The following is a 24,394-nucleotide window of genomic DNA, read 5'->3' on the forward strand; positions in this document are numbered from 1 at the left end:
GCGAGCGGTTCGACGACGTTTCGTCCCGACGACCGACTGGTCTCTCGCTCGCGGGAGGCGGTCGCCGTGAGCTATCGGTACTACGACCCGGAGGGTGCCGAGGGTGGACGGTCGGGACGACTCGCTGGCAGTCCGACGGTCCAGACGCTCGCGGTGTTCCTGCTGGTCTTCGCCGTCCAGACCGTCGTCGGGTTCGTCTCCCGACGACTCGCGTTCGGATTGTTCGTCCTCGCGCCACCGGTGTCGGTCCGGCCGTGGACCCTGCTCGCCAGCGTCTACGCTCACGACGGTCTCACGCATCTCCTCTCGAACGCCGTGGTTCTCGTGCTGGTCGGCTTCGCCGTCGAGCGCGTGACGTCTACGTGGCGGTTCCACGGCTTCTTCGCTGGCGTCGGGATGCTCGCAGGTCTCTCACAGGTGGCGGTCACGGGACTGCTCGGTCGGCCGACTCCGGTTCTCGGTGCGAGCGGTGCGGTCTTCGGTCTCCTCGGCTACGTGCTCGCGGGCAACCCCGTCACCGACGCGGTGTTGGGGTGGCTCCCGCTCGGCGGCCGGGCGCGCGTCGCGCTCCTGTTGGCGGTGGCCGCGGGCGCGACGCTGCTCACCGCCGCGCCGGGCGTGGCGCTGGTCGCTCACTTCACCGGCCTCGCGCTCGGTCTCGCGGCCGGGCGGGTCAGACTCCTCCGAGTGTGACGCGCGGTCTTTACACGTCGCCGAAATCGCTCCGCCGCGCCCGCCCCGAAACATAAGGTTCTAATAAGTGGGCGCGTTACGAACTACTGCGTTCGAGGGCTCGTAGATCAGCGGTAGATCGCTTCCTTCGCAAGGAAGAGGCCCTGGGTTCAAATCCCAGCGAGTCCACTTCTTTCGGTTCACTTCGTTCGCTCCAGTCAGCGGACTCGCCGACCTTCGCGAACTGCGTTCGCTCAGTCCCAGCGAGTCCACTCCGATTCTGTCGGTCACGAACAGCGCGACAGTGACCGAGCTATCGGTCCCCTCACGAATTCTCCAAGTCCGACACTCTCCCTCGACCAGCGGACGCAGCGAGGGACTCCGTCGATTGCGCGTCTTCCGTCGCTACGATTCCTCCCGTGCCGGGAGTCCGCCTTGTTCTATCCACGCCTCGACAGCATCACCGAGGTCGAACAGGCTATCCCTTTCAGAGGCTTCGATAGAGACGAACACGCCGAAGTGCCCGGCGACTGGAAATTGGAGCGCAATCGCATCGTCCATTTCACAGATAATCTGTCGAACCTTTCCCGCGTGAGTCACGTCCGCCAGTTGCTGCTTCCCGAGCGCGAACACGATGAGTTCCCGCCGAAGCGTCACTATCTCTGCCGGAGTGTACTGTCGGTCGAGGTCCTCACGGAGATACAGGTGTTCGAACTCGGTCTCTGTATAGACTGCGGCTATTCGTAGCGCGTCGCCGACTTCTCTTCGACACATCTCCGTGAGTCCGAGCGACTGAGTCATACCAGTAGTACAGTCTCCACGTCATTGGTTGTGATTGTTTGCCACTCTCGTGGGACGGTCGAATAGAAGATTAGCAACGATGGAGCGAGTCGCCGCCCACTACCGTTCGTCGAGGAACGCGTCACGGTGTCCGACGAGGACACTCGTATTGGGGCACCGACGGGGCGGTTCGAGTGTTTGGTACGCTGACCCCCACGCTCGCTTCCGATGCGATAGGTCCCTCGACGGCACTGCGATTGCGAGGGAACGGGTCGGTCGGACGTCCCGCCTCACTTCGACCGAAGCGTCCGACCGTGAACTCCACCTACCGCGTCACTCCGAGTCCGGCCCCGTTCTGAAGCGCGAGAACACGTCGCCGAGGCTGTTCTTCCCGTTTCCGCGGCCTCGGCCCCTGCCCGACCGTCCGTGGGTGATGTTCGAATCCGTGACGCCCCCGGTCCGCTGGACCGACAGCGTCGCGGTCGGGCCGTCCTGTCCGACCGTCAACTCGTAGTCGCCCGCTTCGACCACCTTGGGACGGAGCGCCAGCACGTCGTCGGGCACGACTTCGAGCGTCGAGAGGTCGAGTTCGACCTCGACGCGCTCGGTCTGGCCGGGGTCCAGCGAGACGCGCTCGTAGCCCATCAGTCGGCGTCTGGGCTGGAGGACCGACCCGTACGACTGAGTGTTGTACACCTCGACCACGTGGTCACCGGCCGCGTCCCCGGTGTTGGTCACGTCCACGCGAGCGGTCACGCTCGACTGCTTGGACGGGTCCGAGACGCTCCCCGGCGAGACCGACACGTTTCCGTACTCGAAGTCGGTGTACGAGAGTCCGTGACCGAACTCGTACAGCGCCGTGTTGTCGGCCCCTCCCGTGCTCGTCGGCGGCGCGCGGTCGTACTGCACCGGCACCGTGCCGACGTTCTGCGGCCAACTGAACGCGAGTTTGCCCGACGGGTTGTACTCGCCGACGAGCGCGTCGGCGATGGCGACGCCGCCGTCGCTGCCGGGTTGCCCGGCGAACAGCAGCGCGTCGAGCATGTCGTGGGTCTCGGGCGACCCCCGGGGACTCCCGGCGAGCATGACGCCGACGACGGGCGTGTCGTCGCCGGTCTCCTCGTTCACCACACTCAGAAGTTCTCGCTGCGCTGCGTCGAGTTCTAGGTCGTCTCGGTCGCCGAACCCTTCGTTGTGCGGTCCCTCGCCGAGGACCACCACGACCGCGTCCGAGTTCGGCGCGGCCGACCGCACCTTGCGCTCCTGCTCGTCGGTGAACTCGAAGTTGCCGTTCGCGTCGGTCTGTTCGCCCGACCACCACCGCTGGTTGTCGAACGAGGTGGGGACGTGCGTGACGTTCGCGAATCGGTCGCGGAGTTCGTCGGCCACGAGGCTCTGGCGCGGGAACGGTCCGCCCGCGCTCGGTCCCTGCCAGCCGAGCGTCCACCCGCCGTGTTGCATCAGCGGGCGAGTGTTGTTGCCGTTCTCGTCCACCCCGGGACCGGTGAGCAGGACGTTCTCGCTCCCGGACAGCGGGAGGGCGTCGTTCTCGTTCGTGAGGAGGACGAGCGACTCCTTGGCGAGTTTCTCGGAGGTCTCTTGTGCCCCGCCCAGCGCGTCCGAGAGCCGGGACTCGTCTACCGTCGGTCGGTCGAACAGGCCGAGGTCCGCCTTGAGCGCGAGAATCCGCCGGACGGCGTCGTCGATGCGCTTGCGCTTTATCTCGCCGTCCCGAACGAGACTGACGACCGTGTCGATGTACTCGACCGGACCCGGGGCCGTGCCGCCGTCGCCTATCATGTACATGTCGATACCGGCGTTGATGGCCTCCTTGGTCGCCTGCCGGAAGTCGGGCGCGTAGTCGTGGTTGCTCAGCATCCGGTAGATGTCGTCCCAGTCGGAGATGATGACGCCCTCGAAGCCGTACGCCTCGCGCAGCACCCGCATGAGTAGCCAACTCGACGCGTGAGCCGGTTTTCCGTTGACAGCGCCGCTGTTGACCATCACCGTCCCCGGGTCGGCGTCGAGCGCCTCCTTGTAGGGCGGGAGGAGATTCGTCCGGAGGTCGCGCAACGAGGTGTCCGCGGGGGCGCGGTCGTTGCCGTTGTTGGGAACGGAGTACCCGGCGAAGTGCTTGACCGTGGACGTGAGGCGGTCGGCGCTCTCTAGCGCCTCCACGCGCGCCCGGGACACCTCGCCCTCTATCGTCGGGTCCTCGCTGATGCCCTCGTAGAACCGGCCCCAGCGCGGGTCGCGCTGGAGGTCCGTCGTGGGCGCGAACGTCCAGTGGGCACCCATCGCGGCCGTGGACTCGGCGGTGTGTCTCTCGGCCTCACGGACGAGGTCCGCGTCCCGCGCCGCCCCCATGTTCATGCGCTGGGGGAGCGCGGTCGCGCCTTCGAGCAGTCCGTTACCGTGCGTGGCGTCCACGCCCCAGAGGAACGGGATGTCGTGGGACGCGTTCTCCAGATTGTACTCCTGAAGCGCGTTGATGCCTTTCACCACGGTCTCCCCGTCGTGGGACGGCGGTGCCGCGCCGCCCGAGAGGACGCTCCCGACGCCGAGTTCTGTGAAGAGTTCGCCGACCGTGTCCACTCCGAAGTTGTCGGGCACGTTCGACCCGTCGGGTTCGGGTTCGAACGAACCGATGGCCACCTGCGTCATCTGGGCGACCTTCTGTTCGAGCGTGAGTTCGCGGAGGCGTTTCTCGACGTTCACGCCGGTTCGTGCGGCGACGCGCTCCGCGCTCGTCCCCATCGCCGCGCCTCCCGCGGCGGCCCCCGTGGCCTTCATAAACGTTCGACGGGACGACTTCGACGCGGGTTCGCCGTCGGCCGCCGAACTCTCGGGCGGGTTCTGTTCTTCAACTCCGTCTGATGAATCACTCTGCATGAGACTGTAACTAACATATTTCACATTTGAGTTAAGATTTTTGTAATAGTAATTGATAGTAATGGTTCGATGGGGTGCAACCGGGGCGTCTCACCGCTCCGACTCCGCCTCGGCCCCCGACCGCGCTGGTGTGACCGGCGCATCGCTGAGCGGCGTCAGACGCACGTCGTACGGCGAAACACAGGCTTTACCACACATGAACGTAAGGAAAAGCACGATGAGTCTCAGGTGTTCGCTCCTCGGCCACAGTTACGGGGAGGCAGAAATCGAACGGGAACGCGAGGAGCAGGGAAGCGAAGTCGTGGTCACCGTCCGGGAGTTCGAGGAGTGCGAGCGGTGCGGCGACCGGAAGGTCGTCACCGAGAACAAGGAAGTCACCGCGCTCGACTCGCCCGCCCCGGACCTCGAATCCGCGGCGGAAGCGGAGTCGGCGGCGAGCGCAGGGGCCGAAGGGGGTTCGGACACGAACGGGCAGTCCGACGTGAGCGTCGCTCCCGGCGCGAGTGCCGGTCCCGACTCGACCGCGAGTCCCGACGTCGGAGTCGATGCACCCGCGGACGGAGACGACGCCGAAATCATCGGGGGTTCGTCCGCCTCGGACGAGTCGTCCGGTTCGGTCGCGTCCTCCGCGTCCACGTCCGCCGACGATACGGACGGCAGCACTGACACCGGGGACGACCTCGACCCGTCGCAGTCCGCGGCCGACGACGACGGCGTCATTCTGGACGACGACGGGGAACCGTCCGAGGGCGACCGCACGCCCGGCGAGTGGCCCGACGCCGAGACCACCCACCCGGCGGAGACCGAACAGGGCGGGTCCGGCGACTGGCCCGCCGTCGGCCGGGAGGACGAAGGGTACGACGCCGAACCCGACGACGGTTCGAACGCCGACGTGGAGTTCGGCGGCGGACTCACCCCGGAGTCCGCGTCCGGCGTGGCCGACGACGAGACGGAGGAAGTCGAGTTCGTCAACGCCGACGGCGACACCCTCCGGGCACAGGACGGTGCCGAGAGCAACACCGAACTCTCGTCGGGCATCTCCGCGGGCGCGGAAGCGCCCTCGCTCTCGGGTCCGGCCGACGACCCCGACGTGGACGCCGAGTTCGTCTGCCCCGAGTGCGACTACCGCGCGAGCGTCGCCGGGTCGTCGCTCCGCGCGGGCGACATCTGTCCCGAGTGCGCTCGGGGGTACCTCGCGCAGGAATAGAAAGACGGATTAAAGCGAACGAAACGTCGGATTCAAGAAGGAGAACGACGCGAAAAGGGTTTACACCATCCTGTCCAAAGGGAGATTACCATGAAAGAGTACAAGATGCGACGCGGCGAACACCTGGAGGACCGTATCCCGGACATGGAGGCGAAAGTCGAGGAGTACTTCGGTGAGATTACCGGCACCGAGGAACACAACGGACACGAACTCTACGTGGTCGGGGACCCGGACAACCCCGTCTTCGAGAAGATTCTGGCCGGTGCGGCCGAGTACAGCGGCAAGAAGGACAAACTCGCGGTCCACTTCGAGGAGCGCGACGCCGAGGAGGTCATCGCCAAGGGGAACGCCGACGCGGCGGCCGACGCCGTGGACAGGAAGAACAGTTTCCTGCTCGAAGCCACCGGCCGCGACGCCAAGGCCCGCCGCGAGTCCATGAAGCGGCAGGTCGAGGACGACGCCGAGACTCCCGACGGAGTTTCGTAATCCCGGTACTCCGGCCGTAGCTCTCTCCTCTCTTCGATACCGTTACTTTCGAGCGGCCGCTATCGGTCTCTCGACGACCTATGTCGCTCCGGACCGTCAGGGCCGGGGTCTCGGAACCCGGGTCGTGACGGCCCTGCTCGACTACCTCCGCGAGAATGCGCCCGGGTCGGCCTACGTCAGCCTCGCCGCCGACGTGGACCGGTTCTACGAGCGATTCGGGTTCGAGGACGTGGCTCTCGACTCGAAGGGGATGTTGTAGCGACGACCCGATGACGTAGAAGCGAGCGGCGACTTCTCAGAAGTGGTCGCTGTCGGGCGACCCCTCGCCGCGGCCGCCCCGGCCGCCCTCGTTTCGGTCGATGCCCATGACGCTCTCGGGTTGGTCGATGTCCCAGTTACCGGTGCCGTCGTCGGCGACGCGGACGGTCACGTCTTCTATCTCCTCGAAGTCCTTCGCGAGGTCCATCTTGATGTTCTGGGCCGTCCGCGGACTGATAGCGCATCCCGAGCAGGCACCGCCGAGTTCGACGACGATTTCGCCGCTGTCGGGGTCGGCCTTCTGGACGGCGCTCTCGCCGCCGTGCATGCTGATGATGGGCATCTGGCCGGTGAGCCATCGCTCGACGCGCGCCTTGAGAGAGTCGTCGTCGGTCATTGTGCTGGAGTAGGGGCGACGGGGTGGTAGGACTTTGGGTTCAGTTCCGTGCCTCGCGCCACGCGCCCGCCCCGAGGAGCGCGGCGACTGCGGCAGGAACCCCGAATCCGGGGACGCCCCCGGCGGTCGAGTCCGACTGGGACTCGCTCGTGGTGGTCTCGCCGGAGAAGGCGGCCTGTTCGGTCGTCGTTTCGGTCGGCGTCTCGTTCCAGGTCGTCGATTCCTCGGCGGTCGTCGTTAGCGACGGCGGGTCCTTCTGCGGTTTGTCGGTAGCGTCCTCTATCGGGAAGGTGTAGAGACCGCCCTTCCCGTTCGAGCGCCGACCCATGCTGCTGGCGACGAAGAACCCCGACCGCGCGCGTTTGGCGGTCCAGAAGGAGGTCTGCTCGGGTTCCCGCCACCACGCCAACCGCTGTGGGTTCGCGGGGTCCGAGATGTCGTGAATCTTGACTCCGCCCTGATACCACGAGGTGAACAGTCGGTCGCCCACGACGTCGAAGTTGTGTGAGGTGGTCCACGTTCCGGAGAACGAACCGGGGGACCGCGGCGCGTCGATGGTGGAGCGTCGCGTCGGGTTCGCGGCGTCCGAAACGTCCCAGAGTTCGAGTCCGCCGGGTCCGCCCTCGCCGTCGACCTGCCACGCCTCCCTGTTGATGCCGAGCAGAGTTCCGTCGTCGTTGGTCATCGCGTAGTGGGCGTTGCCCGGCAGTCGCAGAACCTGTCGGGACTGCTCGGCCGGGAGGTTCCGGAGTTCCTCGGGCGGTCTCCCGCCGACCCGCGAGACGAACGCCGGGTTCGCGGGGTCGCTCACGTCTACGATGTACGTCCCGGCGTCCCAGTGGGCGAGATACGCCCGACCGTCCTGCACCCACACGTCGTGAAGCGTCCAGAGAGTAGAGGGCACTTCGGACCACGCGCCGTTCCGGTCGGCTATCGACCAGCGCCCGACCTCCTCGGGCGTCCCGTCGCTCACGTCCACCATCACGAGCGCGTTGGTCTCGCTGCCGTTCCCGGTGAGGTAGACGATACTGTCGCGGACGAAACAGTTGTGAATCGGGAACTCGGTCTCGTGGAACGCGACCTGCTGGGGGTTCGCGGGGTCGCTCACGTCGTAGAGGACGAACCCCTGTAACACGTCGCCCTGTACTGGATTCGCCGGTCCGGCCGCCACCAGTCGGTCGCCGTCGACCTTCACGTCCTGAACGACTCGAAGCGGTCCGGTCTCGCGGTCGGCCATCAGGTCGGTCCGCTCGGCGACCACCTGCGGGTCGCGCGGAATCTGCACGTCTACGACGGCGAACCCGTTCATGGCGGCGACGTAGGCGAACTTCCCTTCCGGGTCGGGGACGGCCTCCTTCGCGTTGGTAATCGGAACGCTCCCCAGCGGCCGGTACGGTCCGGGATGCGCCGTCGTCGTCTCGGCCGCCGACGCGACCCCCGCCGTGGCCAGCGCGACTGCCCCCGACACTCCCCGCAGAAACTCGCGGCGATGCATGGACGTATCCACGTGGCGGAGGTGGATAAAAGGTCGGCGAGCGGCGAGTCAGACCGCCGAACTGGTTCGGTCGCCCGTGCCGCCGGTCAGGGCGCTGGCGATGGCCCCCTTCAGCACCACGTCGTCGCCGAGGTTGGTCAACTGCACGTCGGGAACGTTGTTGAACACGAGTTCGTCGAGGCGCTCCCGTATCGGGTCCACCACGAGTTCCTCGTTCTTCAACGCCACCGCGCCGCCGACGTAGACGACCAGCGGCGCGTACGCCTGCGCGACGTTGGTGATGCCCAGCGCGTTCCAGTGGGCGAGTTGGTCCACGACGTGGTCGGCGAACTCGTCGTCGCCCGCCGCCTCGAACACGTCCGCCGCGGAGAAGTCGGGGTCGTCGAGTGGGAGGTCGGTGTCGAGGTTCCCGGCGTCCTCGGCGAGCAATCCGGCGTACTCGGGGATGTTCTCGCCCGAGCAGTACGCCTCCCAGTGGCCCTCCCGGCCGCAACCGCAGGTGCGTCGGCCGCGGGGGTCCACGACCATGTGGCCGACCTCGCCCGCGTTGCCGTCCCACCCCGAGAGGACCTTCCCGTCCACGCAGACGCCAGCGCCGATGCCCGACGAGATGGTCAGGTAGACCATGTCGTCGGGGTTGCGGTCGCTGTAGTATCGCTCGCCGATGACGCCCGCGATGGTGTCGTTGTGGAGGTACACCCTGTCGCTGTCGATGAGTTGTCCGACCGGTCCCGTCAGCGGGATACGGTCGATGGTGTCCGGGAGGTTCGCCGGGTTCTCGACCACGCCCTCCGCGAGGTCCAGCGGTCCGATGGAGCCGATGCCCGCCGCGCGTATCCGGGACGGGTCGATGTCGGCGGCGGCGCTCGCCTCGCGGAGACACTCCAGCACGGCCTCCGTGACTGCGATGCCGGTCGGACCGTTGGGCGTGTTCGCGCGGTGGACGCTTACCACGTCCCCCTCGTCGTCGGCGACTGCCGCCCTGACGTTCGTCGCACCGAGGTCAACGCCCGCGTAGTACGCCATTCACCCCGGTAGGACGGTCCGACCGCACTTAACTACAAGCATTTACTCGGGGGCGAGTATGCCACTGAGTCGCGAAGGGCGGTGCGCGACCGGCCGCGGTAGCGTTAACTCTCGGTAGGTGGTAACGTGAGACATGGGTTCTGACAGCGACGACTCGACCGACGCCGACCTCTCGGACGCGGAAGTCGAGGCGCTCCACGAGGTCGAACTCGGGGTCGAGTGGCTCCACCGCGCCCACGGCCAACTCGTCCAGTTCCACCACGCGACGGGTCACGCGATGGACCACCTCGCCGAGGCGGAGGACCGCCTCCGCGAGGCCGGGTACGACGGACTCGCCGACTCGCTGCGCGACGACCTGCTCCCTCGCGGCGTGGTCGGCGACACGTGGTCCTACGGCGTGCTGGAGGCGTTTCAGGACGGGCCGCTGGCCGAGGCCCGACGATTCGGCACCGACGCCCGCGAGTCGGTCGCGGACGGTCGCCGCCACGTCGCCGAGCGCCGACAGGAGCGCGAGTGGAAGGACCGGTCGCGGGAGTGACCGCGAGGAACTCAGTCGCCCCGAACGAACGTGACGGGGCAGGGCGCGTTGAGCATCACCTCTTGGGCCGTACTGCCGAAGACGGCTTTCCCCGTGGGCGAGCGCTTTCGTCCGCCGACGACGACGAGGTCCGCGCCGACTTCGTTCGCCAACTCCACGATGGTCTCGCCGTGTTCGCCGACCCGTCCGCGGACGTTGTAACTGACGTTCGCGTCGTCGAAGTCGTCGGTGAGTTGCCTGACCGTGGCGTGGCGCGAGGCCACCTCGTCGGGGTCGATGTCGCCCATCGGGTCGTAGTCGAGTTGGCTCACCACGCCGTCGAACTCCTCGTCGGTGAAGACGTGCGCGAGGACGACGTTCGACCCCGCCGGTCCCGCGACGTCGACGACCGTCTGGGCCAACTCCTCGGTTCGTTCGGCGTCGCCCGGTCCGACCGCGAGCAGTATGGTTTCTAGTGCCATACCGACTCTTTTACCGTCTCGATATTAAAGGGTACGTGGCCGTGACGATTTTCGCGGTCCCGACTCGAAGCCTCAACGTAGAAATACGCCGCCCACGAACCTCCGGGCGTGATTCGACCCGACCTGAGCGACCGAATCGCGCTCGTGACGGGGAGTTCGAAGGGCGTCGGCCGGGAACTCCTGCTCGCGCTGGCCGACTGCGGCGCGTCGGTGGCGGTCCACTACCGCTCCAGCGCCGACGCCGCCCGAGCGGTCGCGGACGCCGCCCGCGAACGCGGCGCACCCGCGGCGACGACGGTGCAGGGCGACGTGGCCGACCCCGACGAGGTGGACGAGATGTTCGCCGCGGTCGAGGATGAACTCGGCGCGGTGGACGTGCTGGTGAACAACGTCGGCCCGTTCGCGCCCGACCACTGGGAGGACATCTCCTTCGGGGAGTGGAACACCGTCCTTCAGGCCAACGTCAACGGCACCTACCTCTGCTGTAAGCGCGCACTGCCGGGGATGCGTGACCAGTCGTGGGGCCGCATCGTGAACATCGGCTACGCCAGTTCCGAGAAGGGACTCGTGGACCCGAAGAACGCGCCGTACTTCATCGCCAAGCAGGGCGTGCTGATGTTCACCCGGATGCTCGCCAACGACACCCAGCACGACGGTATCACGGCCAACGCCGTCTCGCCCTACGTGGTCGAGAACTCCGACGAGTTCCCGGAGGACCTCCCGCGCGGGCGTCCGGCCGACTTCGAGGACGTGACCCAAGCGGTGCTGTTCTTCTTGGAGGAGGGGAGCGACTACATCAGCGGCGAGAATATCGAGGTAGACGGCGGGTGGTTGCCCGAGAGCGTGTGAACGGACGTCGAAGGAAAGTACAGTGGGCGAGCGTTCGTCGGGCCGAGTCCGGGGACTCGGTCCCCGGACGGAGGCACTCGGCGAGCGACCGAGCGGAGTCGAGGCGGTTCAGACGATGGCCACGCGCACGTAGTACCACGTGCCGTCGTACCGGACCGCCCGCGGCCGCGTCTCGTCGTAGAACGAGAACGGGGCCGTCTCGTCCGGACCGAACGCCACTGACCCGCCCGGGAGGGCCTCCTCGAAGACGCGCTGCCTGTCCGCCGAGAGGTTCTCGAAGGCGACTGTCTGATTGTCGGGCCACTGGGCGTGACGGCTCTGGTTCTCGAACGCCACGACCGAGACGAACTGGCTCCCCTTCGGCGGGGCGTCGTCGGTCCGCGTCGAGGGCGTGTCCGGACTGGTCGTCGGGTCGTCGGTGGTCGTCGCGGTACCCGCAGTCGTGGCGGTCCCGCCGGGCGCGGTGGTACTCGAAGTCGTGGCGGTCCCGCCGGGTGTCCCGCCGACGCAACCGGCGAGGACGAGGAGGACCGCGAGCGCGAGGGGACCGATTCGAGCGTCCATACCGGTCGGCTTCCCGACTGGCGAGTAAGTGCTTTGTGTCGGAGTCGGTCCTCGCCCGCGCCACCGCTCGGCGGACTGCGAGGAGTACCGCGTTCCGCCGGACGCGTCGGTAGCGGGCGGCGGTCTCTCGGACACACCGGAGGAAGGTAGCGACTACCTCAGCGGCGAGAACGTCGAGGTTGACCGCGGCAGATTGCCGGAGACCGTGTAGTGGCGGTGCCACGTAGTCGCGCCCTACCCCGGCGTAACGGGCGTTTCACGTCGAAAAATCGGCGTTCGAAGCTGTGAACGATTCTCCAACCGACTAATAACTTTTCGTGTCCGTCCGCTACGGTAGTTCGTCGGGACCGACCCGACGGAGAAAGACCAATGCACGAAAACGACGACAGTTCGAACATCGCATCGAAACTGCTGGGCGAGGGGACGTCTCGCCGCGAATTCATGGACACGACCGCCAAACTCGGCGGGAGCGCGCTCGCGCTGTCCGCGCTCGGGGGCGGCACCGTCGCCGCCGCGGACGGCACCCAGACGGAAGGAGCCGCGGTGACGTTCCAGAATCAGGAGTCGGACGGTTCGACGGTGATGGTGGCCTCGGCGGCCCTCCCGGAGGGCGGATTCGTCGCTATCCACGACGCGACGCTCCTTCAGGGCGAAGTCCTCGGGAGCGTCATCGGCGTCTCGGAGCTGTTAGACGCTGGCGAACACCAGAACGTCGAGATCACGCTGTTCGAGGGCGTGCCGGGGGCGCAGTTCGACCAGTCGGCGCTGCAGGAGACGCAGCCGCTGATCGCGATGCCCCACCAGAACACGAACGACAACGATGCGTACGACTTCGTCTCCTCGGAGGGCCAAGACGACGGGCCGTACACCAACGCCGGGGCACCTGTGGTGGGACTCGCGTACGTCGTCGTACAGAGCGAAACGACGATGGGCGGCGAAACCACCACGACCCAGTAGACGCGGTTCGGCGACGGCGCGACCGGTCGGGTAGCGGAACTGCGGCCGTCCGCGGACCCGGCTACGACCCGGAGAGCAATTTCTTCAGATGTTCCGTCGAGAAGAACGAGGTGGGCTTGTCCATGTGGACGCCGATTTCGCCCGAGAACGCCGACAGTCCGGCCTTCTGGACGCCCTCGGGGAGCGAGTAGCACTTCCGGATGTAGTGTCCCAGTTGTATCTCCGTACTCAACTCCTCGCGCCACGCCTCCTCGTAGTCGGCCAGCGTCGAGGGCCGCTCGGGGTCGATGACCTTCGCGGCGTGGTCGGCGGCGGTCATGCCGTAGAGGATGCCGCCGCCGGTGAACGGTTTGGTCTGGGCCGCGGCGTCGCCGACGAGAAATCCGCGCCGACTCGTCACCGTCTCGGCCGGGCCGACCGGAATCATCCCGGCGCAGAAGTGACTCGTCTCCGCGTCGTACTCCGCGGTGAACGCCGAGAACAGGTCGTTGGCCGAGGGGTCGGACCCCGGCGGGGCCGCCAGTCCGTACTCGACGCCCGCGTCGCCCCGCGGGATGCGCCACGCGAAGAACCGCGGGGCGGTGAGGTGAACGTCCACGTAGTCGCCGGGGTCGTCCTCCTCCGAGAACGCGAGGACGCCCTGTAGCTTCTCGCCGGGTTCGGGCAGACCGAGTTCGCTCCGTACGCGCGAGACCGGACCGTCGCACCCGGCGACCATCCTCGCCTCGAACGTCTCGGTCCCGTCGGGCGTGCTGGCGGTCAGTTCCACGCGGTCGCGTTTCTCCTCGACCGACGAGACGCTGTGGTTCTCCCGGAGGTCCGCGCCCGCGTCGCGGGCGGCCTCGGCGAGCGTCCGGTCGAGACCCACGCGGTCGATGACGTTCGAGACGACCTCGCGCTTGTAGAAGGGGTAGTCGTCGCTCCCCGGCCCGCCGACGTGGAAGCGCGCGCCGTACACCTCGTTCTGGAGGAGGTCCTCGCGCGCACCGTCGGGCGTGAACTCCCAGACGTCGGTGCTGACGTGGCCCGAACACGCCAGCGGTTTCCCGACCTCTCCGCGCTCGACGGTCAACACGTCGTACCCCCGTTCGGCCGCCCGTCGGGAGAACCGCGACCCGGCCGGGCCAGCCCCGACGACTGCGAAGTCGTACATCGGTGGGGGGTACAACTCGTTCGCTCAAGTAATCACCGCTCTGTGCTCTCGACACGCCGTCGGCCTACCGCTCCACGTTCGGTGGAGTCTCTTGCTGAGCCAACTGCCGCCGCCGCAGGTAGTGGGTCGCCGCCGAGAGCGCGAACGCCGCGACGATGAGAATCCCCCAGATTTCGTCGGGAATCGCGTCGAACGGCGGGACCCCGAGCAGGTCCCCGACGACCAGAATCGCGCTCACGACCGAGAGGGCGAGGTAGTACCGAATCCACGGAAACTCGTCCTGCGGCCGGAGATACCCCTCCAGTTGGGCCGCGTTCTCCGATAGCTCTACGACCCCGCGGTTCTGGTTGTAGTCCACAATACCTGCGTCCGCCAGTTTCGGGAGATGCGTCTGATACAGAGAGGTGTAGACCGATTTGCGCTCGTTGGCCGACAGCCCCTCGATGGTCGTGTCGTTCTCCCACGCCGCGACCTGCTCCGCGAGTTCGCTCAGCTCGACCGGCCGCTCCTCCTGCTTGAGGTAATGTAGCGTGTACCGCCGTCGCCGGTTCTTCAACACGTCGAAGATTAGATCCTCGGACAGTGTTTCTTGTCCCGGTGAATTATCAGCCGAACTCATACTACCGAAGTCGCTCAATCCCTTGTTGCGCCGGTGCCACCGCCACCCATCCCGTCACGGTACGCCAGTTTCGCCCGGACCACACTTTGTTATCCAGTACTTAGCGCCAAACAAATGTAGTGGAGGCTACATTTTTTGGCAGTAACAGCGCGATTCCCGGATTTAACGTGACGATATCCGGATTCTAGGCCGAAAACAAGAACGAATCTTCAGTCGTCGGTGGCGGGCGCGGCCCGGCGGTCGGTCCGCGGACCGTCGAGGTCCACGTCGGGAAGCAGGTCGCGTAGGTACCGGCCGGTGTGGGAGTCGTCGCTGCGCGCGACTTCCTCGGGCGTCCCCGAGGCGACGATTTCGCCGCCGTTCTCGCCGCCTTCGGGTCCGAGGTCCACGACGTGGTCGGCGTTCTTCACGAGGTCGAGTTCGTGTTCGATGACGGCCACGGTGTTGCCCTTGTCGGTGAGTCGCTGGAGGACCTCGATGAGTTTCCGCTCGTCGGCCTTGTGGAGACCCGTGGTGGGTTCGTCCAGCAGGTAGAGGGTGTCGCCGGTGTCCTTCTTCCCGAGTTCCTCGGCGAGTTTGACGCGCTGGGCCTCGCCGCCCGACAGGGTGGTCGAGGGCTGGCCGAGGTTCATATAGTCGAGGCCTACGTCCCGAAGCAGGCCGAGCCTTCGAGCGATGCGCTGGTCGTGCTCGAAGAACTCGTAGGCCTCCTCGACCGACATCTCCAGCACGTCCGCGATGGTCGCGCCCTTGTAGGTCACGTCCAGCGTCTCGTCGTTGTACCGCGCCCCGTCGCACTCCTCGCAGGGGACGTACACGTCCGAGAGGAAGTTCATCTCGATTTTGACGGTGCCCTGCCCGCCGCACTCCTCGCACCGGCCGCCCTTCACGTTGAAGGAGAACCGGCCCTTCTCGTAGCCGCGCTGTTTCGCGAGTTTCGTCTCGGCGAACAGTTCGCGGATGTAGTCGAAGACGCCGGTGTACGTCGCGGGGTTCGACCGCGGGGTCCGACCGATGGGCGACTGGTCGATGAGTCGCACCTTCTCGACGTTGTCGATGCCCTCGATGGCGTCGTGGTCGCCGGGGTCCACGCTGGTGTTGTCGTTCATCTCGCGGGCCAGTCCCTTGTAGAGGATGTCGTGCATCAGGGTGGACTTACCGGAACCGGAGACCCCGGTGACCGCGGTGAACTGGCCGACCGGGATGTCCACGTCGAGGTCCTTGAGGTTGTGCTGGCGCGCGCCCACGACGGTCAGCGACTCGTCGCTGTCGCGGCGCTCGTCGGGTACCGGTATCTCCTTGCGCCCGGCGAGATAGTCGCCGGTGACGGACTCCTCGCACGCCTCTATCTCCTCGGTGGTGCCCTGTACGACGACTTCGCCGCCGCGCTTGCCCGGGCCGGGACCCATGTCGATGACGTTGTCGGCCTGCCGCATCGTCTCCTCGTCGTGTTCGACGACGAGCAGGGTGTTGCCGAGGTCGCGGAGTTCCTTCAGCGTGTTGAGCAGGCGGTCGTTGTCGCGCTGGTGGAGACCGATGGACGGTTCGTCCAGCACGTAGAGAACCCCGACCAGCCCCGACCCTATCTGAGTGGCGAGTCGGATGCGCTGGCTCTCGCCGCCCGAGAGCGTCGAGGCCTCGCGGTCCAGCGTCAGGTACTCCAGTCCGACCTCCTCCATGAAACCGAGGCGGGCGCGAATCTCTTTCAGAATCTCCTCGGCGATTTTGGTCTCGCGCTCGTCGAGTTTCGCCTCCAGCCCTTCGAAGTGTTCCAAGGCGTCGCCGATGGACATCTCGTTGACCTCGGTGATGGAGGTACCGTCCACGTACACCGACCGACTCTGGTCGTTGAGACGAGTGCCGTTACACTCGGGACACTCCGTCACGGCCATGTACTCCTCGATGTGGTCGCGGGTGCTGTCCGAGTCGGTCTCGACGTAGCGGCGTTCGAGGTTGGGGATGACGCCCTCGAAGCGCTCGTCCTTCTCGCGGGTGCCGTTCTTGGTCGTCCACTCGAAGTGGACCGTCTCGTCGGTCCCCCAGACGAACGCCTCCTGCACGTCCTCGGGCAGGTCCTCGAACGGGGTGTTCACGCTCACGCCGAAGTGGTCGGCCACGTTGTCGAGTTGTCGCCGGTAGTACGTCCGGTTGTAGCTCCACGGCTCGAAGACGTTCTTGAGCGGCTTGGAGGTGTCCACGACGACGAGGTCCTCGTCCACCTCCTTGGTCTCGCCGATGCCCTCGCACTCCGGACACGCGCCGTGGGGGCTGTTGAACGAGAAGCTCCGGGTCTCTATCTCCCGGAAGTCGATGCCGCAGTGGGTGCAGGCGAGGTCCTCGGAGAACTCCACGACGAGGCGGTCGTCCTCGTCGCCCGCGAGGTCGCCCGTCGAGCGCGCCGTCGCGCCGCCGATGTCGTCCCCGGCCTCTTCGGGCGGGTCCGGGAGGACGACCTTCAGCGCGCCGTCCGCCTCCTCCAGCGCCGTCTCGACGCTGTCGGTGATTCGGCTCCGGGCCTCCGGCGAGACCGTCACCCGGTCCACGACGACGTCCACGTCGTGGTCGTAGTTCTTGTCGAGGTCGGGCCTGTCCATCGTCAGGTCGAACTCCTCGCCGTCCACCTCGACCCGGGAGTACCCCTCGCTCACGAGGTCGTCGAAGAGGTCCTCGAACGCGCCCTTCTGGTCGCGGACCACGGGGGCCGCTATCTTCGCCTTGGTGCCCTCGGGGAGTTCGAGGACGCGCCGGACCATGTTCTGGGCGCTCTGCTCGCCGACCTCTCGACCGCACTCGGGACAGTGGGGCGTCCCGATGCGGGCGTACAGCAGGCGGAAGTAGTCGTGGAGTTCCGTGACGGTCCCGACCGTCGAACGGGGGTTGTTAGCGGCGTTCTTCTGGTCGATGGAGATGGCGGGCGAGAGGCCCTCGACGTTCTCGACCTGCGGCTTGTCCATCTGCCCGAGGAAGTTGCGGGCGTACGCCGACAGGCTCTCGATGTACCGGCGCTGGCCTTCGGCGTAGACGGTCTCGAACGCGAGCGAGGACTTCCCCGACCCCGACAGCCCCGTCACCACGTTGAACGACTCGCGCGGGATGGAGACGTCGAGGTCCTTGAGGTTGTGTTCCTCCGCGCCCTTCACGTCGATATAGTCCTTACTCATCGTTTTCGTGTCGAAATAGAGTCCCGCTTCGTTCGCTGTGCCGTCTCGTTCATCAAGAGGATACAGGGATTCAGTGCACTTAACGGGACTGTAATGCGGTGAGTGCCCGAGTGACGTGGGTGGCTCGACCGCGAGTTCGGGACGCCCGGTTAAGCAGTCTTTTCGCGTCGCGACCACCGAGGAACTTTTCTCGCCGCGTCCCGACCCACGGTTCATGGACACCGAGCGCGGATTCTTCGCCGTCCTTCTCGCGGTCGCACTCTACGTCTCGACTCTCGTGGTGCGGCCGTTCTTCACCTACGTCGCGCTCGCCCTGCTGCTGGCCTACACGCTCTTTCCCCTCCAGCGCCGACTCGCTCCCCGAATCGGCCCGCGGAAGTCGGCGGTCGTCCTGATGGTCGCCTCCACGTTCCTGTTCGTCCTTCCGCTGGTTCTCCTGCTCCAAGTGGTCGTCCGGCAGGCGCTGGCCGCCATCGAGACCTTCCAGTCCACGGACGTTCAGGGGGAGATTGCGCTGGTGCGGCAGTTGCTCATCGACTCGGTCGGCATCGACCCGTTCGACTACGTGGACCAGACGCTACAGGAGGTCGCCGGAGTCGTGCAGTCGGGGGCGGGCCGAGTGCTTCAGGAGGCGACCGGATTCCTCGGCGGCGTGTCGAAGGTGATGCTCGGCCTCACGATATTCGGGTTCGTGCTGTACTACCTGCTCGTCGGCGGGGAGGAGACCGTAGCGTGGTTCCGCGAGGTGACCCCGCTCCCGGCAGACGTACAGGACGAACTCCTCGCCCAACTCGACCGCCTCACCTACGCGGTGCTAGTAACGACGCTGGTCATCGCGGTCGTGCAGGCGGTCCTCACCGGTCTTGCGCTGTTGGTTCTGGGCTTCTCGAACGTGCTGTTCTGGACGGTCGTCGCGGTCGTGCTGGGAATCCTCCCGCTGGTGGGGTCGATGTTCATCTGGGTCCCCGCCGCGCTGTACCTGATCTCCGTCGGCCGATTCGTCGGCGGGGCGGCCCTGCTCGTCTACGGGTTCGGGTTGGTCAACCTCACGGACAACTACCTCCGGCCGGTCATCGGCGGCCGGAGCGCGAACCTGAACCCAGCGATTCTCGTCCTCGGCATCTTCGGCGGACTCACGGTGTTCGGTGTCATGGGCATCTTCGTCGGCCCCATCGTGCTCGGGTTCACGCGAGCCATCGTCGCGGTCGCCGCGCGGGAGTACGCTTGATAGTCGGTCGAGAGCGGTGGACTCACTGCTCGAACGCCGTTCCGGTTCTGGGTCTCCGGCCCGTCCTGCTCTGTGTCCGACGTCCCGTCCGAAGTTGCAGTCGCCGACCTTCGGACCGCCTACCAACTTATTTAAATTAGAACCGACAACGCCGAGGTATGGCCCCCGACATCGCCGCCATCGACCTGACCGACGACGAGTACACGGTCGCCCAGTCGCTGATTCGCAACAAGTACGAAGCCTACGACGCCGACGGGGAGGTCGTTCTCAGGGGCAAGCAGAAGATGTTCAAACTCAAAGAGGAGTTCCCGTTCGTGGACGCCGACGGGAACCCGGCGTTCACCGTGAAGGCCAGCGGCGTCTTCGACTTCGCGGGCGACTACGCGCTCGTGGACGACGCGACCGGCGAGTCGGTCGCGGTCCTCGACCGGAACTTCACCCTGTTCGCGGACAAGTGGTCGGTCCGCGACCCCGACACCGGCGACGTTATCGCGGAAATCTCCTCCAAGAGCAAGGTGGTCTCGGTCCTGCGTCACCTTCACGCGGTGTTCAGTCTGATTCCCCACGAGTACGAGATTACCGACGCCGACGGTCGTCACGTCGGCACCATCGACGGCCAGTTCTCGCTCAAGGACAAGTACGAGGTGACTATCGACGACTCGGCGGGGATTCCGAAGGAGACGGTCGTCGCGGCCGCGATGGTCGTGGACGCTATCGAAGGCAACTGAGGCGAGCGAAGGGAGACGAAGGCCGAAAGACGCGGTTTCTCTTTCGGAACTGAGCCGAGTGAAACGAGGCGAGGGTCGAAAGACGCGGTTTCTCTTTCGGAACTGAGCCGAGTGAAACGAGGCGAGGGTCGAAAGACGCGGTTTCTCTTTCGGAACTGAGCCGAGTGAAACGAGGCGAGGGTCGAAAGACGCGGTTTCTCTTTCGGAACTGAGCCGAGTGAAACGAGGCGAGGGTCGAAAGACGCGGTTTCTCTTTCGGAACTGAGCCGAGTGAAACGAGGCGAGGGTCGAAAGACGCGGTTTCTCTTTCGGAACTGAGCCGAGTGAAACGAGGCGAGGGTCGAAAGACGCGGTTTCTCTTTCGGAACTAAACCAGATTAGGACTGGCTGTCGAGTTCGACGGCGACCGGCCCGTCCACCGTGAAGTCGGTAATCTCGCCGCTGAACCGGTAAGCGTCCTTCCCGCCGATGACCCGACCCGTTATCGTGCCGTCGCCGACCTCGTCGGCGGGGTTTATCGACCCGAGCGAATCGTTCTTCGCCGCGTTTCCGCTCACCGCGAACTGGTACGCGGAGGCCGTATTCGGCTTGTCCGTCCCGTCGATGACTAGCATGTTCGGCAGGTCGCTCGATCCCGACCCGGAGTCGGTCAGGTCGCCGACGCTCGTCTGCTCACCGCCGTACCGGAGCGTCCACTTGGCCGCGTCGAGTTGCATCGCCGTGACCGTCCCCTCGACCACGTAGGCGTCGCCGTACCCGTTCCCGGACGCACCCGTCACCGTCACGGTGCCGTCGCCGTTGTCGGTGATGCTGTCGTTGCCCTCCGCCCCGATTTGGTCGTCCACAGTGTGCTTCGTGACCCCGCCCTCGACCGTGAACTCGTACGCGGCGTTCTGGGCGTCTGCGCTCGCGACGAGTTCGAGGACGGTCCCCTGCTGGTCGCTCTCGGACGTTTCGGTCTCGGAACTACCGCTTCCGCCGCCGACCTCGCTCCACGTCGGACCCGTGGCGCTGGTCGTGCCGTTCTCCGCTTCGTCGGGAGTCATCGGGACGCCCTTCGGCGGGTCGATGGTCGGGTTGCGCCCCGAGTTCTGGAGGGTGATGTTCCCCTCGTGGGCGTCGATTTCGCCCGCCACCTGCGAGTTCGAGACGGTGACCGTCGGGATGTTGGACCCGTAGTCGCCGTAGGCGCTCGTCGAACCCCGCGTCATGAGCGCGAGGTGGTTGCTCCCGTTCTTGACGTTCGACCCGTCGATGTCTATCTGGCAGTGGCGCACGTTGATCTCGCCGCCGCCCTCGTAGTACGAGAAGTGGCCCGCACAGAGGTACCCGCGGGTCGGGAAGTTCTCGCCCGTGTTGTGGATGTGCGTGTTGCGGACCTCGGTTCCGCCGTTGACGCGGAGGTTCCCTCGCGTGTTGTCGTGGAGGTAGCAGTCCTCGATGGTGAGCGTCCCGCCCGCTCCCCACGGTTCGTGCAGTTCCGCGTAAATCGCGTTGTCGGCGTGGCCTTCGATGTGGACGTTCTTGATGGTCAAGTGTCCGACGTGCTTTTTCGGGTCCACCCAGATGGCGGGCTTGTCGCTGCTCGCGGTGGACCGGATGTAGACGTGTTCGATGACGCCCTCGCCGTCCGGGTCGGTGACGGCGCACCCGATGCCGAGTTCGTTGCTCCCGGTCTCGATATAGCGGTTCCGTATCTCCCAGTTCCCGCTCACGGGGGTGGCCCCTGCGGTCGAAGCGGTGACGCCAGCCCCGGCGACCGCCCCGACGAGGGCCGTGCCGGTCGCTTTGAGATAGCTGCGTCGGTCAAGGAGCGAACTCTCTTCCTCCTGCTCGCCTGCCTGCGTATCGCGTGCCATGCGGGTTCAATGTCCCAAGCATATTTTAAGTAGTCTTCGGTCGCACGCAGAAAATGACGACCCTCTAACTCTGCCGACTCCCTCAGGTCTACCGAGTGTCGAAGGACGCTCCGCTCGGTCGATAACGAGCGAATCATCGACGACGGTAGTTACGGACGACAACGAGATAGCGCCAGTCGGTGATTCCGAGTTGCGGTCCGGTGGACGCTCACCGGAGAGTCGAATCGCCGGTCGGACGAGAACCGCGATAAACTGCGGCGTGCGAACCTAGTACTCCGGGAGGCGGGCCGACCGGTCGCTCCCCTCCACGAACGGGAGCGCCGCGAGGTCGGCGGGGACCTCCTCGCCGCCGACGCGGACCGAGAGGTCGGCGTCCGAGTCCCCACCGACGTCGTAGTCCACGACGCCGAACGCGACGGGCGACTCCACGGTAGGACTCTCGACTGCGCGCGTGACCTCGCCGACCGCCTCGTCGCCGCGGAACACCGCGGCACCCCGCTCGGGCACCGCCTCGGGGCGCAGGCCCACGAGTCGCTGGCTCGGTTGGCCGCGGTTCTCGACCCGGGAGACGACCTCCTGTCCCACGAAACACCCCTTCTCGAAGTCCACTCCGTTCCGGAGACCGACGACGTTGGGAATCCGGCCGCGTAACTCGGTCTCGAACAGCGGGGTCCCGGCTTCGAGGGTCAGCGACTCCCACGTCCGCCTGCCGAACGGCGCGGCGTTCAACCCCTGCGTCAGCAGCGTGTCGAAGACGAGTTCGGCGTTCTCGCGCTCCTCGCCGGTCTCGTTGACGGTCGTCCCGGTGGTGCAGACCACCTCGAACCCCTCCTCGCCGGTCGGCGCGTCGGTGCGAATCACCGTGACGCCGACCTCGGCCATCCGCCCGCGGACGAACGAGAGGTGACCCTCCGGCGTGCCGCCGCCGTTGAGGACGCTGGCTATCTTCTCCGTCGCTTTCGGGCCGTGGACGCCGAAGACGGCGAACTCGTCGGTCGCGGCCTCTATCTCCACGTCCTGAATGAACACCTTCTCGCGCCACTCGTCGGCCAGCGACTCTGCCTCGCCCGGCGGGACGAACAGCAGGAGTTGTTCCCCGGCGTTGTAGACGTACATGTCCAACTCCACGCCGCCCTGCGGGTCGAGCAGCAGCGCGTACGCGCCTTCGCCGTCCTCGGTCGGCACGTCGTTCGACACCACGTTGTCCACGTACTTGACTCGGTCTTCGCCCCGGACGACGACCACGCCGTACGGCATCTCGGTGACGCCGACGACCCGCCGGACCGCGCCGTGGGCGCGGGCGGGTCGGCCGTAGTCGGCGGGGATTCGCCGGTCGCCTACCTCGGTCCACTCGGCCCCGAGGTCGGTCTGTTGGCCCTCGATGACAGTCATCTCTACGTCGAACTCGGGTCGGGACGGGATTAAAGGGTCGGAATTCGGAACGGCGAGGGGACGTTCGCTGCGCTCGCTCTCCGGATTCGAGTCACTGACGACGCCGAGAACGACGACTCAAAGCGGCAGTCGGTCGATGATTCTGTCCACGAACGACGGCTCCTCGACCTCCTCGTCGGGGTCCGGAATCACCTGTTCGTCGGGTCTGATGAGCGTCCGGTGGTCGGTCTCGTCGGCGGTGATGAGGTCGTCTTCCTTGAGGCTGGCGAGGGCCGTCTCCAGTTCGTCGATGTCGCTTTCGACGTGCGAGCGAATCTCGAAGACGGTCATGCCCTCTTCGTTCCGGTCGACGAGAGCGTCGAGTACCGCGACTTCGACCTCGTCGCGCTCGCGGTACTCCCGCTTTGCCTTCATAGGTGGCAGTATGACCGGTGGGCTTTTACCTTTATCTGAAACCGCGCTCCGCGCGAAAGGCGAGAGTATTAAGCCCCGAAACCACACACGTGTGGGTATGGAAGTCAAGTCTCGCCACCACCTCCGGAGCGACGAGGTGGGCGACATCGAGCAGCAACTCGCCGACCGACTCGGCGTCGAGTTGGACGCCGACACGTACGAACTCGTGGAACTGGAGGACTCGGAGTTCGACCTCGTCCTCGTGGACGGCGACCCCGCGGTCCTCTACTACGAGGACGAACCGTTCCTGACGGTCCGCGGCGCGAATCAGTACCCGCCCCAGACCCGGGTCGTGACCGTGGACGCGGGCGCGGTCTCGTTCGTCAGCGACGGCGCGGACGTGATGCGCCCCGGCATCGTCGAGGCCGACGACGACATCTCGGCGGGCGACCTCGTCGCCATCGCCGAGGAGTCCCACGGCAAGGTGCTGGCCGTCGGCCGGGCCAAGACCGCGGGCGACGACATGGTCGGCGACGAGGGGAAGGTCGTCTCGTCGGTCCACCACGTCGGCGACGAACTCTACGAGTTCAACGTCTAGGCACGACCGTTTACTGCGCCCGGAAACCCGCCTGCGGCGAATCTCCTCGTTCGCGGTGATTACGCTTGTTTCGCCCGCACAGCTACTCGCTTCTCCACAGCCACCACCCGAGCGCCGCGACGCCGACGCCCAGCAGCACGCCCGGTCCGACCGGCACGACCGCCTCGTCCGGAACGACGCCAGAGACCGCGAGCGATAGCGACACCGCCGCTCCGATGGGGAGGGAACCGGCGAGCAGTCCCGCACCCGCCCGCGGTTCGACTCCGGCCCGCAGCAGTCCGAGACCGAACGTCGTCGCGCCGACCAGCGCGAGCGAGTACGCCCACACCGAGACGGTCCACCCCGCGAGAATCTCCCCGACGACGTAGGCGGTGGACCCCGCGAGCGCGCCGAGGAGTCCCGCGCCGAAGACGGCGAACCCCGCGGTCGCGAGCAGGCCCCACGCCGGTCTGGTTCGGGCGCGGTACCCCGCGAGACCCGCGCCCATCAGCGCGAGCGCCAGCGGTGTGAGCGCGTCCAGCGTCCCGTACCAGAGCAGGGAGGTGACGCCCCGGTCCGCCGCGAACGTCAGCACCACCAGCGCCGCCCAGAGCAGACCGCCCGCGACGCCCGCGACACCGGCAGTTCCGGCGTGGCGCGGGTTCGTCTCCGTCCTCGTCCCTGACCCCGACCGTGACACGG

General features: G+C 66.5%; 25 protein-coding genes and 1 tRNA gene. 12 read left to right on the forward strand and 14 right to left on the reverse strand.

Translation table 11 applies throughout. The features are described from left to right. The first annotated feature begins 66 nt into the window (after window positions 1-66). Together NGM06_RS07435 and NGM06_RS07440 are read left to right on the forward strand one after the other, a co-directional pair. Entirely contained in the window at window positions 67-693 is a 627-nt protein-coding gene (locus NGM06_RS07435; protein ID WP_379793586.1) for a rhomboid family intramembrane serine protease, read from the forward strand. A 96-nt stretch (window positions 694-789) separates the two neighbouring features. Further along, window positions 790-861 (forward strand) — tRNA-Ala (locus tag NGM06_RS07440). 216 nt (window positions 862-1,077) lie between these two features. Here the strand turns inward: NGM06_RS07440 and NGM06_RS07445 are convergent. Next, window positions 1,078-1,473 carry a DUF7522 family protein gene (locus NGM06_RS07445; protein ID WP_254269661.1) on the reverse strand — a complete coding sequence of 132 codons (396 nt, stop codon included), beginning with the start codon at window positions 1,471-1,473 and terminating at the stop codon, window positions 1,078-1,080. Window positions 1,474-1,785: 312 nt separating this feature from the next. After that, window positions 1,786-4,245, reverse strand: coding sequence for a glycoside hydrolase family 3 N-terminal domain-containing protein (locus tag NGM06_RS07450; protein ID WP_379793587.1), 2,460 nt, complete (start codon window positions 4,243-4,245; stop codon window positions 1,786-1,788). Between the two features lie 316 nt (window positions 4,246-4,561). On the opposite strand from NGM06_RS07450, the gene NGM06_RS07455 reads away from it, so the two are divergent. From NGM06_RS07455 to NGM06_RS07465, 3 genes are all read left to right on the forward strand, one after another. Further along, complete coding sequence (locus tag NGM06_RS07455) at window positions 4,562-5,551, forward strand: DUF7093 family protein (protein ID WP_254269663.1); 990 nt, start codon at window positions 4,562-4,564, stop codon at window positions 5,549-5,551. A 90-nt stretch (window positions 5,552-5,641) separates the two neighbouring features. Next, window positions 5,642-6,037, forward strand: a complete 396-nt coding sequence (locus tag NGM06_RS07460) for a DUF5611 family protein (protein ID WP_254269664.1) — start codon at window positions 5,642-5,644, stop codon at window positions 6,035-6,037. Window positions 6,038-6,098: 61 nt separating this feature from the next. Beyond that, a complete protein-coding gene (locus NGM06_RS07465) occupies window positions 6,099-6,296 on the forward strand; it encodes a GNAT family N-acetyltransferase (protein ID WP_254270004.1) in 198 nt (65 codons plus the stop codon). Between the two features lie 36 nt (window positions 6,297-6,332). Here NGM06_RS07465 and NGM06_RS07470 read toward each other — a convergent pair whose 3' ends face one another. Genes NGM06_RS07470 through NGM06_RS07480 form a run of 3 tightly spaced genes read right to left on the reverse strand, consistent with a single transcriptional unit; the run spans window position 6,333 to window position 9,213 of the window. After that, window positions 6,333-6,692: a NifU family protein gene (locus NGM06_RS07470; RefSeq protein WP_254269665.1), complete on the reverse strand. Its 360-nt coding sequence runs from the start codon at window positions 6,690-6,692 to the stop codon at window positions 6,333-6,335. 40 nt (window positions 6,693-6,732) lie between these two features. Further along, the gene (locus NGM06_RS07475; protein WP_254269666.1) at window positions 6,733-8,187 is read right to left on the reverse strand and encodes an LVIVD repeat-containing protein; all 1,455 of its coding nucleotides are present in this window, start codon (window positions 8,185-8,187) and stop codon (window positions 6,733-6,735) included. A 48-nt stretch (window positions 8,188-8,235) separates the two neighbouring features. Then, the gene (locus tag NGM06_RS07480; protein WP_254269667.1) at window positions 8,236-9,213 is read right to left on the reverse strand and encodes an ROK family protein; all 978 of its coding nucleotides are present in this window, start codon (window positions 9,211-9,213) and stop codon (window positions 8,236-8,238) included. A 133-nt stretch (window positions 9,214-9,346) separates the two neighbouring features. On the opposite strand from NGM06_RS07480, the gene NGM06_RS07485 reads away from it, so the two are divergent. Beyond that, window positions 9,347-9,751 carry a hypothetical protein gene (locus NGM06_RS07485; RefSeq protein WP_254269668.1) on the forward strand — a complete coding sequence of 135 codons (405 nt, stop codon included), beginning with the start codon at window positions 9,347-9,349 and terminating at the stop codon, window positions 9,749-9,751. Between the two features lie 11 nt (window positions 9,752-9,762). Here the strand turns inward: NGM06_RS07485 and NGM06_RS07490 are convergent, their stop codons facing one another. After that, window positions 9,763-10,212 carry a universal stress protein gene (locus tag NGM06_RS07490; RefSeq protein ID WP_254269669.1) on the reverse strand — a complete coding sequence of 150 codons (450 nt, stop codon included), beginning with the start codon at window positions 10,210-10,212 and terminating at the stop codon, window positions 9,763-9,765. 108 nt (window positions 10,213-10,320) lie between these two features. On the opposite strand from NGM06_RS07490, the gene NGM06_RS07495 reads away from it, so the two are divergent. Beyond that, the gene (locus NGM06_RS07495) at window positions 10,321-11,061 is read left to right on the forward strand and encodes an SDR family NAD(P)-dependent oxidoreductase (protein ID WP_254269670.1); all 741 of its coding nucleotides are present in this window, start codon (window positions 10,321-10,323) and stop codon (window positions 11,059-11,061) included. Between the two features lie 108 nt (window positions 11,062-11,169). On the opposite strand, the gene NGM06_RS07500 is transcribed toward NGM06_RS07495, so the two are convergent. Then, a complete protein-coding gene (locus NGM06_RS07500; RefSeq protein ID WP_254269671.1) occupies window positions 11,170-11,625 on the reverse strand; it encodes a DUF7979 domain-containing protein in 456 nt (151 codons plus the stop codon). Window positions 11,626-11,653: 28 nt separating this feature from the next. On the opposite strand from NGM06_RS07500, the gene NGM06_RS07505 reads away from it, so the two are divergent. Together NGM06_RS07505 and NGM06_RS07510 are read left to right on the forward strand one after the other, a co-directional pair. Next, window positions 11,654-11,836, forward strand: a complete 183-nt coding sequence (locus NGM06_RS07505) for a hypothetical protein (RefSeq protein ID WP_254269672.1) — start codon at window positions 11,654-11,656, stop codon at window positions 11,834-11,836. Between the two features lie 158 nt (window positions 11,837-11,994). Then, window positions 11,995-12,582 (forward strand): DUF7282 domain-containing protein, encoded by a 588-nt coding sequence (locus NGM06_RS07510; RefSeq protein ID WP_254269673.1) that lies wholly within the window; start codon window positions 11,995-11,997, stop codon window positions 12,580-12,582. 61 nt (window positions 12,583-12,643) lie between these two features. Here the strand turns inward: NGM06_RS07510 and NGM06_RS07515 are convergent, their stop codons facing one another. The 3 genes from NGM06_RS07515 to uvrA all read right to left on the reverse strand — a co-directional run bounded on the left by NGM06_RS07515 (window position 12,644) and on the right by uvrA (window position 17,515). After that, window positions 12,644-13,735, reverse strand: a complete 1,092-nt coding sequence (locus tag NGM06_RS07515) for a geranylgeranyl reductase family protein (protein WP_254269674.1) — start codon at window positions 13,733-13,735, stop codon at window positions 12,644-12,646. A 64-nt stretch (window positions 13,736-13,799) separates the two neighbouring features. Beyond that, complete coding sequence (locus NGM06_RS07520) at window positions 13,800-14,354, reverse strand: DUF7344 domain-containing protein (protein WP_254269675.1); 555 nt, start codon at window positions 14,352-14,354, stop codon at window positions 13,800-13,802. A gap of 209 nt (window positions 14,355-14,563) precedes the next feature. Next, on the reverse strand, window positions 14,564-17,515 hold the full coding sequence (gene uvrA, locus NGM06_RS07525; protein WP_254269676.1) for an excinuclease ABC subunit UvrA: 2,952 nt from the start codon (window positions 17,513-17,515) through the stop codon (window positions 14,564-14,566). 214 nt (window positions 17,516-17,729) lie between these two features. On the opposite strand from uvrA, the gene NGM06_RS07530 reads away from it, so the two are divergent. Continuing rightward, a complete protein-coding gene (locus NGM06_RS07530) occupies window positions 17,730-18,743 on the forward strand; it encodes an AI-2E family transporter (RefSeq protein WP_254269677.1) in 1,014 nt (337 codons plus the stop codon). A 158-nt stretch (window positions 18,744-18,901) separates the two neighbouring features. Next, window positions 18,902-19,471 carry an LURP-one-related/scramblase family protein gene (locus tag NGM06_RS07535; RefSeq protein WP_254269678.1) on the forward strand — a complete coding sequence of 190 codons (570 nt, stop codon included), beginning with the start codon at window positions 18,902-18,904 and terminating at the stop codon, window positions 19,469-19,471. A 377-nt stretch (window positions 19,472-19,848) separates the two neighbouring features. Here NGM06_RS07535 and NGM06_RS07540 read toward each other — a convergent pair whose 3' ends face one another. From NGM06_RS07540 to NGM06_RS07550, 3 genes are all read right to left on the reverse strand, one after another. Beyond that, complete coding sequence (locus NGM06_RS07540; protein ID WP_254269679.1) at window positions 19,849-21,330, reverse strand: hypothetical protein; 1,482 nt, start codon at window positions 21,328-21,330, stop codon at window positions 19,849-19,851. A gap of 267 nt (window positions 21,331-21,597) precedes the next feature. Further along, window positions 21,598-22,722, reverse strand: a complete 1,125-nt coding sequence (gene ygfZ, locus NGM06_RS07545; RefSeq protein ID WP_254269680.1) for a CAF17-like 4Fe-4S cluster assembly/insertion protein YgfZ — start codon at window positions 22,720-22,722, stop codon at window positions 21,598-21,600. Between the two features lie 117 nt (window positions 22,723-22,839). Beyond that, window positions 22,840-23,136 (reverse strand): DUF6432 family protein, encoded by a 297-nt coding sequence (locus NGM06_RS07550; RefSeq protein ID WP_254269681.1) that lies wholly within the window; start codon window positions 23,134-23,136, stop codon window positions 22,840-22,842. A 97-nt stretch (window positions 23,137-23,233) separates the two neighbouring features. On the opposite strand from NGM06_RS07550, the gene NGM06_RS07555 reads away from it, so the two are divergent. Then, window positions 23,234-23,713 carry an RNA-binding protein gene (locus tag NGM06_RS07555; protein ID WP_254269682.1) on the forward strand — a complete coding sequence of 160 codons (480 nt, stop codon included), beginning with the start codon at window positions 23,234-23,236 and terminating at the stop codon, window positions 23,711-23,713. 82 nt (window positions 23,714-23,795) lie between these two features. Here the strand turns inward: NGM06_RS07555 and NGM06_RS07560 are convergent, their stop codons facing one another. Further along, window positions 23,796-24,392, reverse strand: coding sequence for a hypothetical protein (locus tag NGM06_RS07560; RefSeq protein WP_254269683.1), 597 nt, complete (start codon window positions 24,390-24,392; stop codon window positions 23,796-23,798). Between the last annotated feature and the right edge of the window lie 2 nt (window positions 24,393-24,394).

The sequence above is a fragment of the Halorussus aquaticus genome (genome assembly GCF_024218795.1).
In the GTDB taxonomy this organism is placed as follows: Archaea; Halobacteriota; Halobacteria; order Halobacteriales; family Haladaptataceae; genus Halorussus; species Halorussus aquaticus.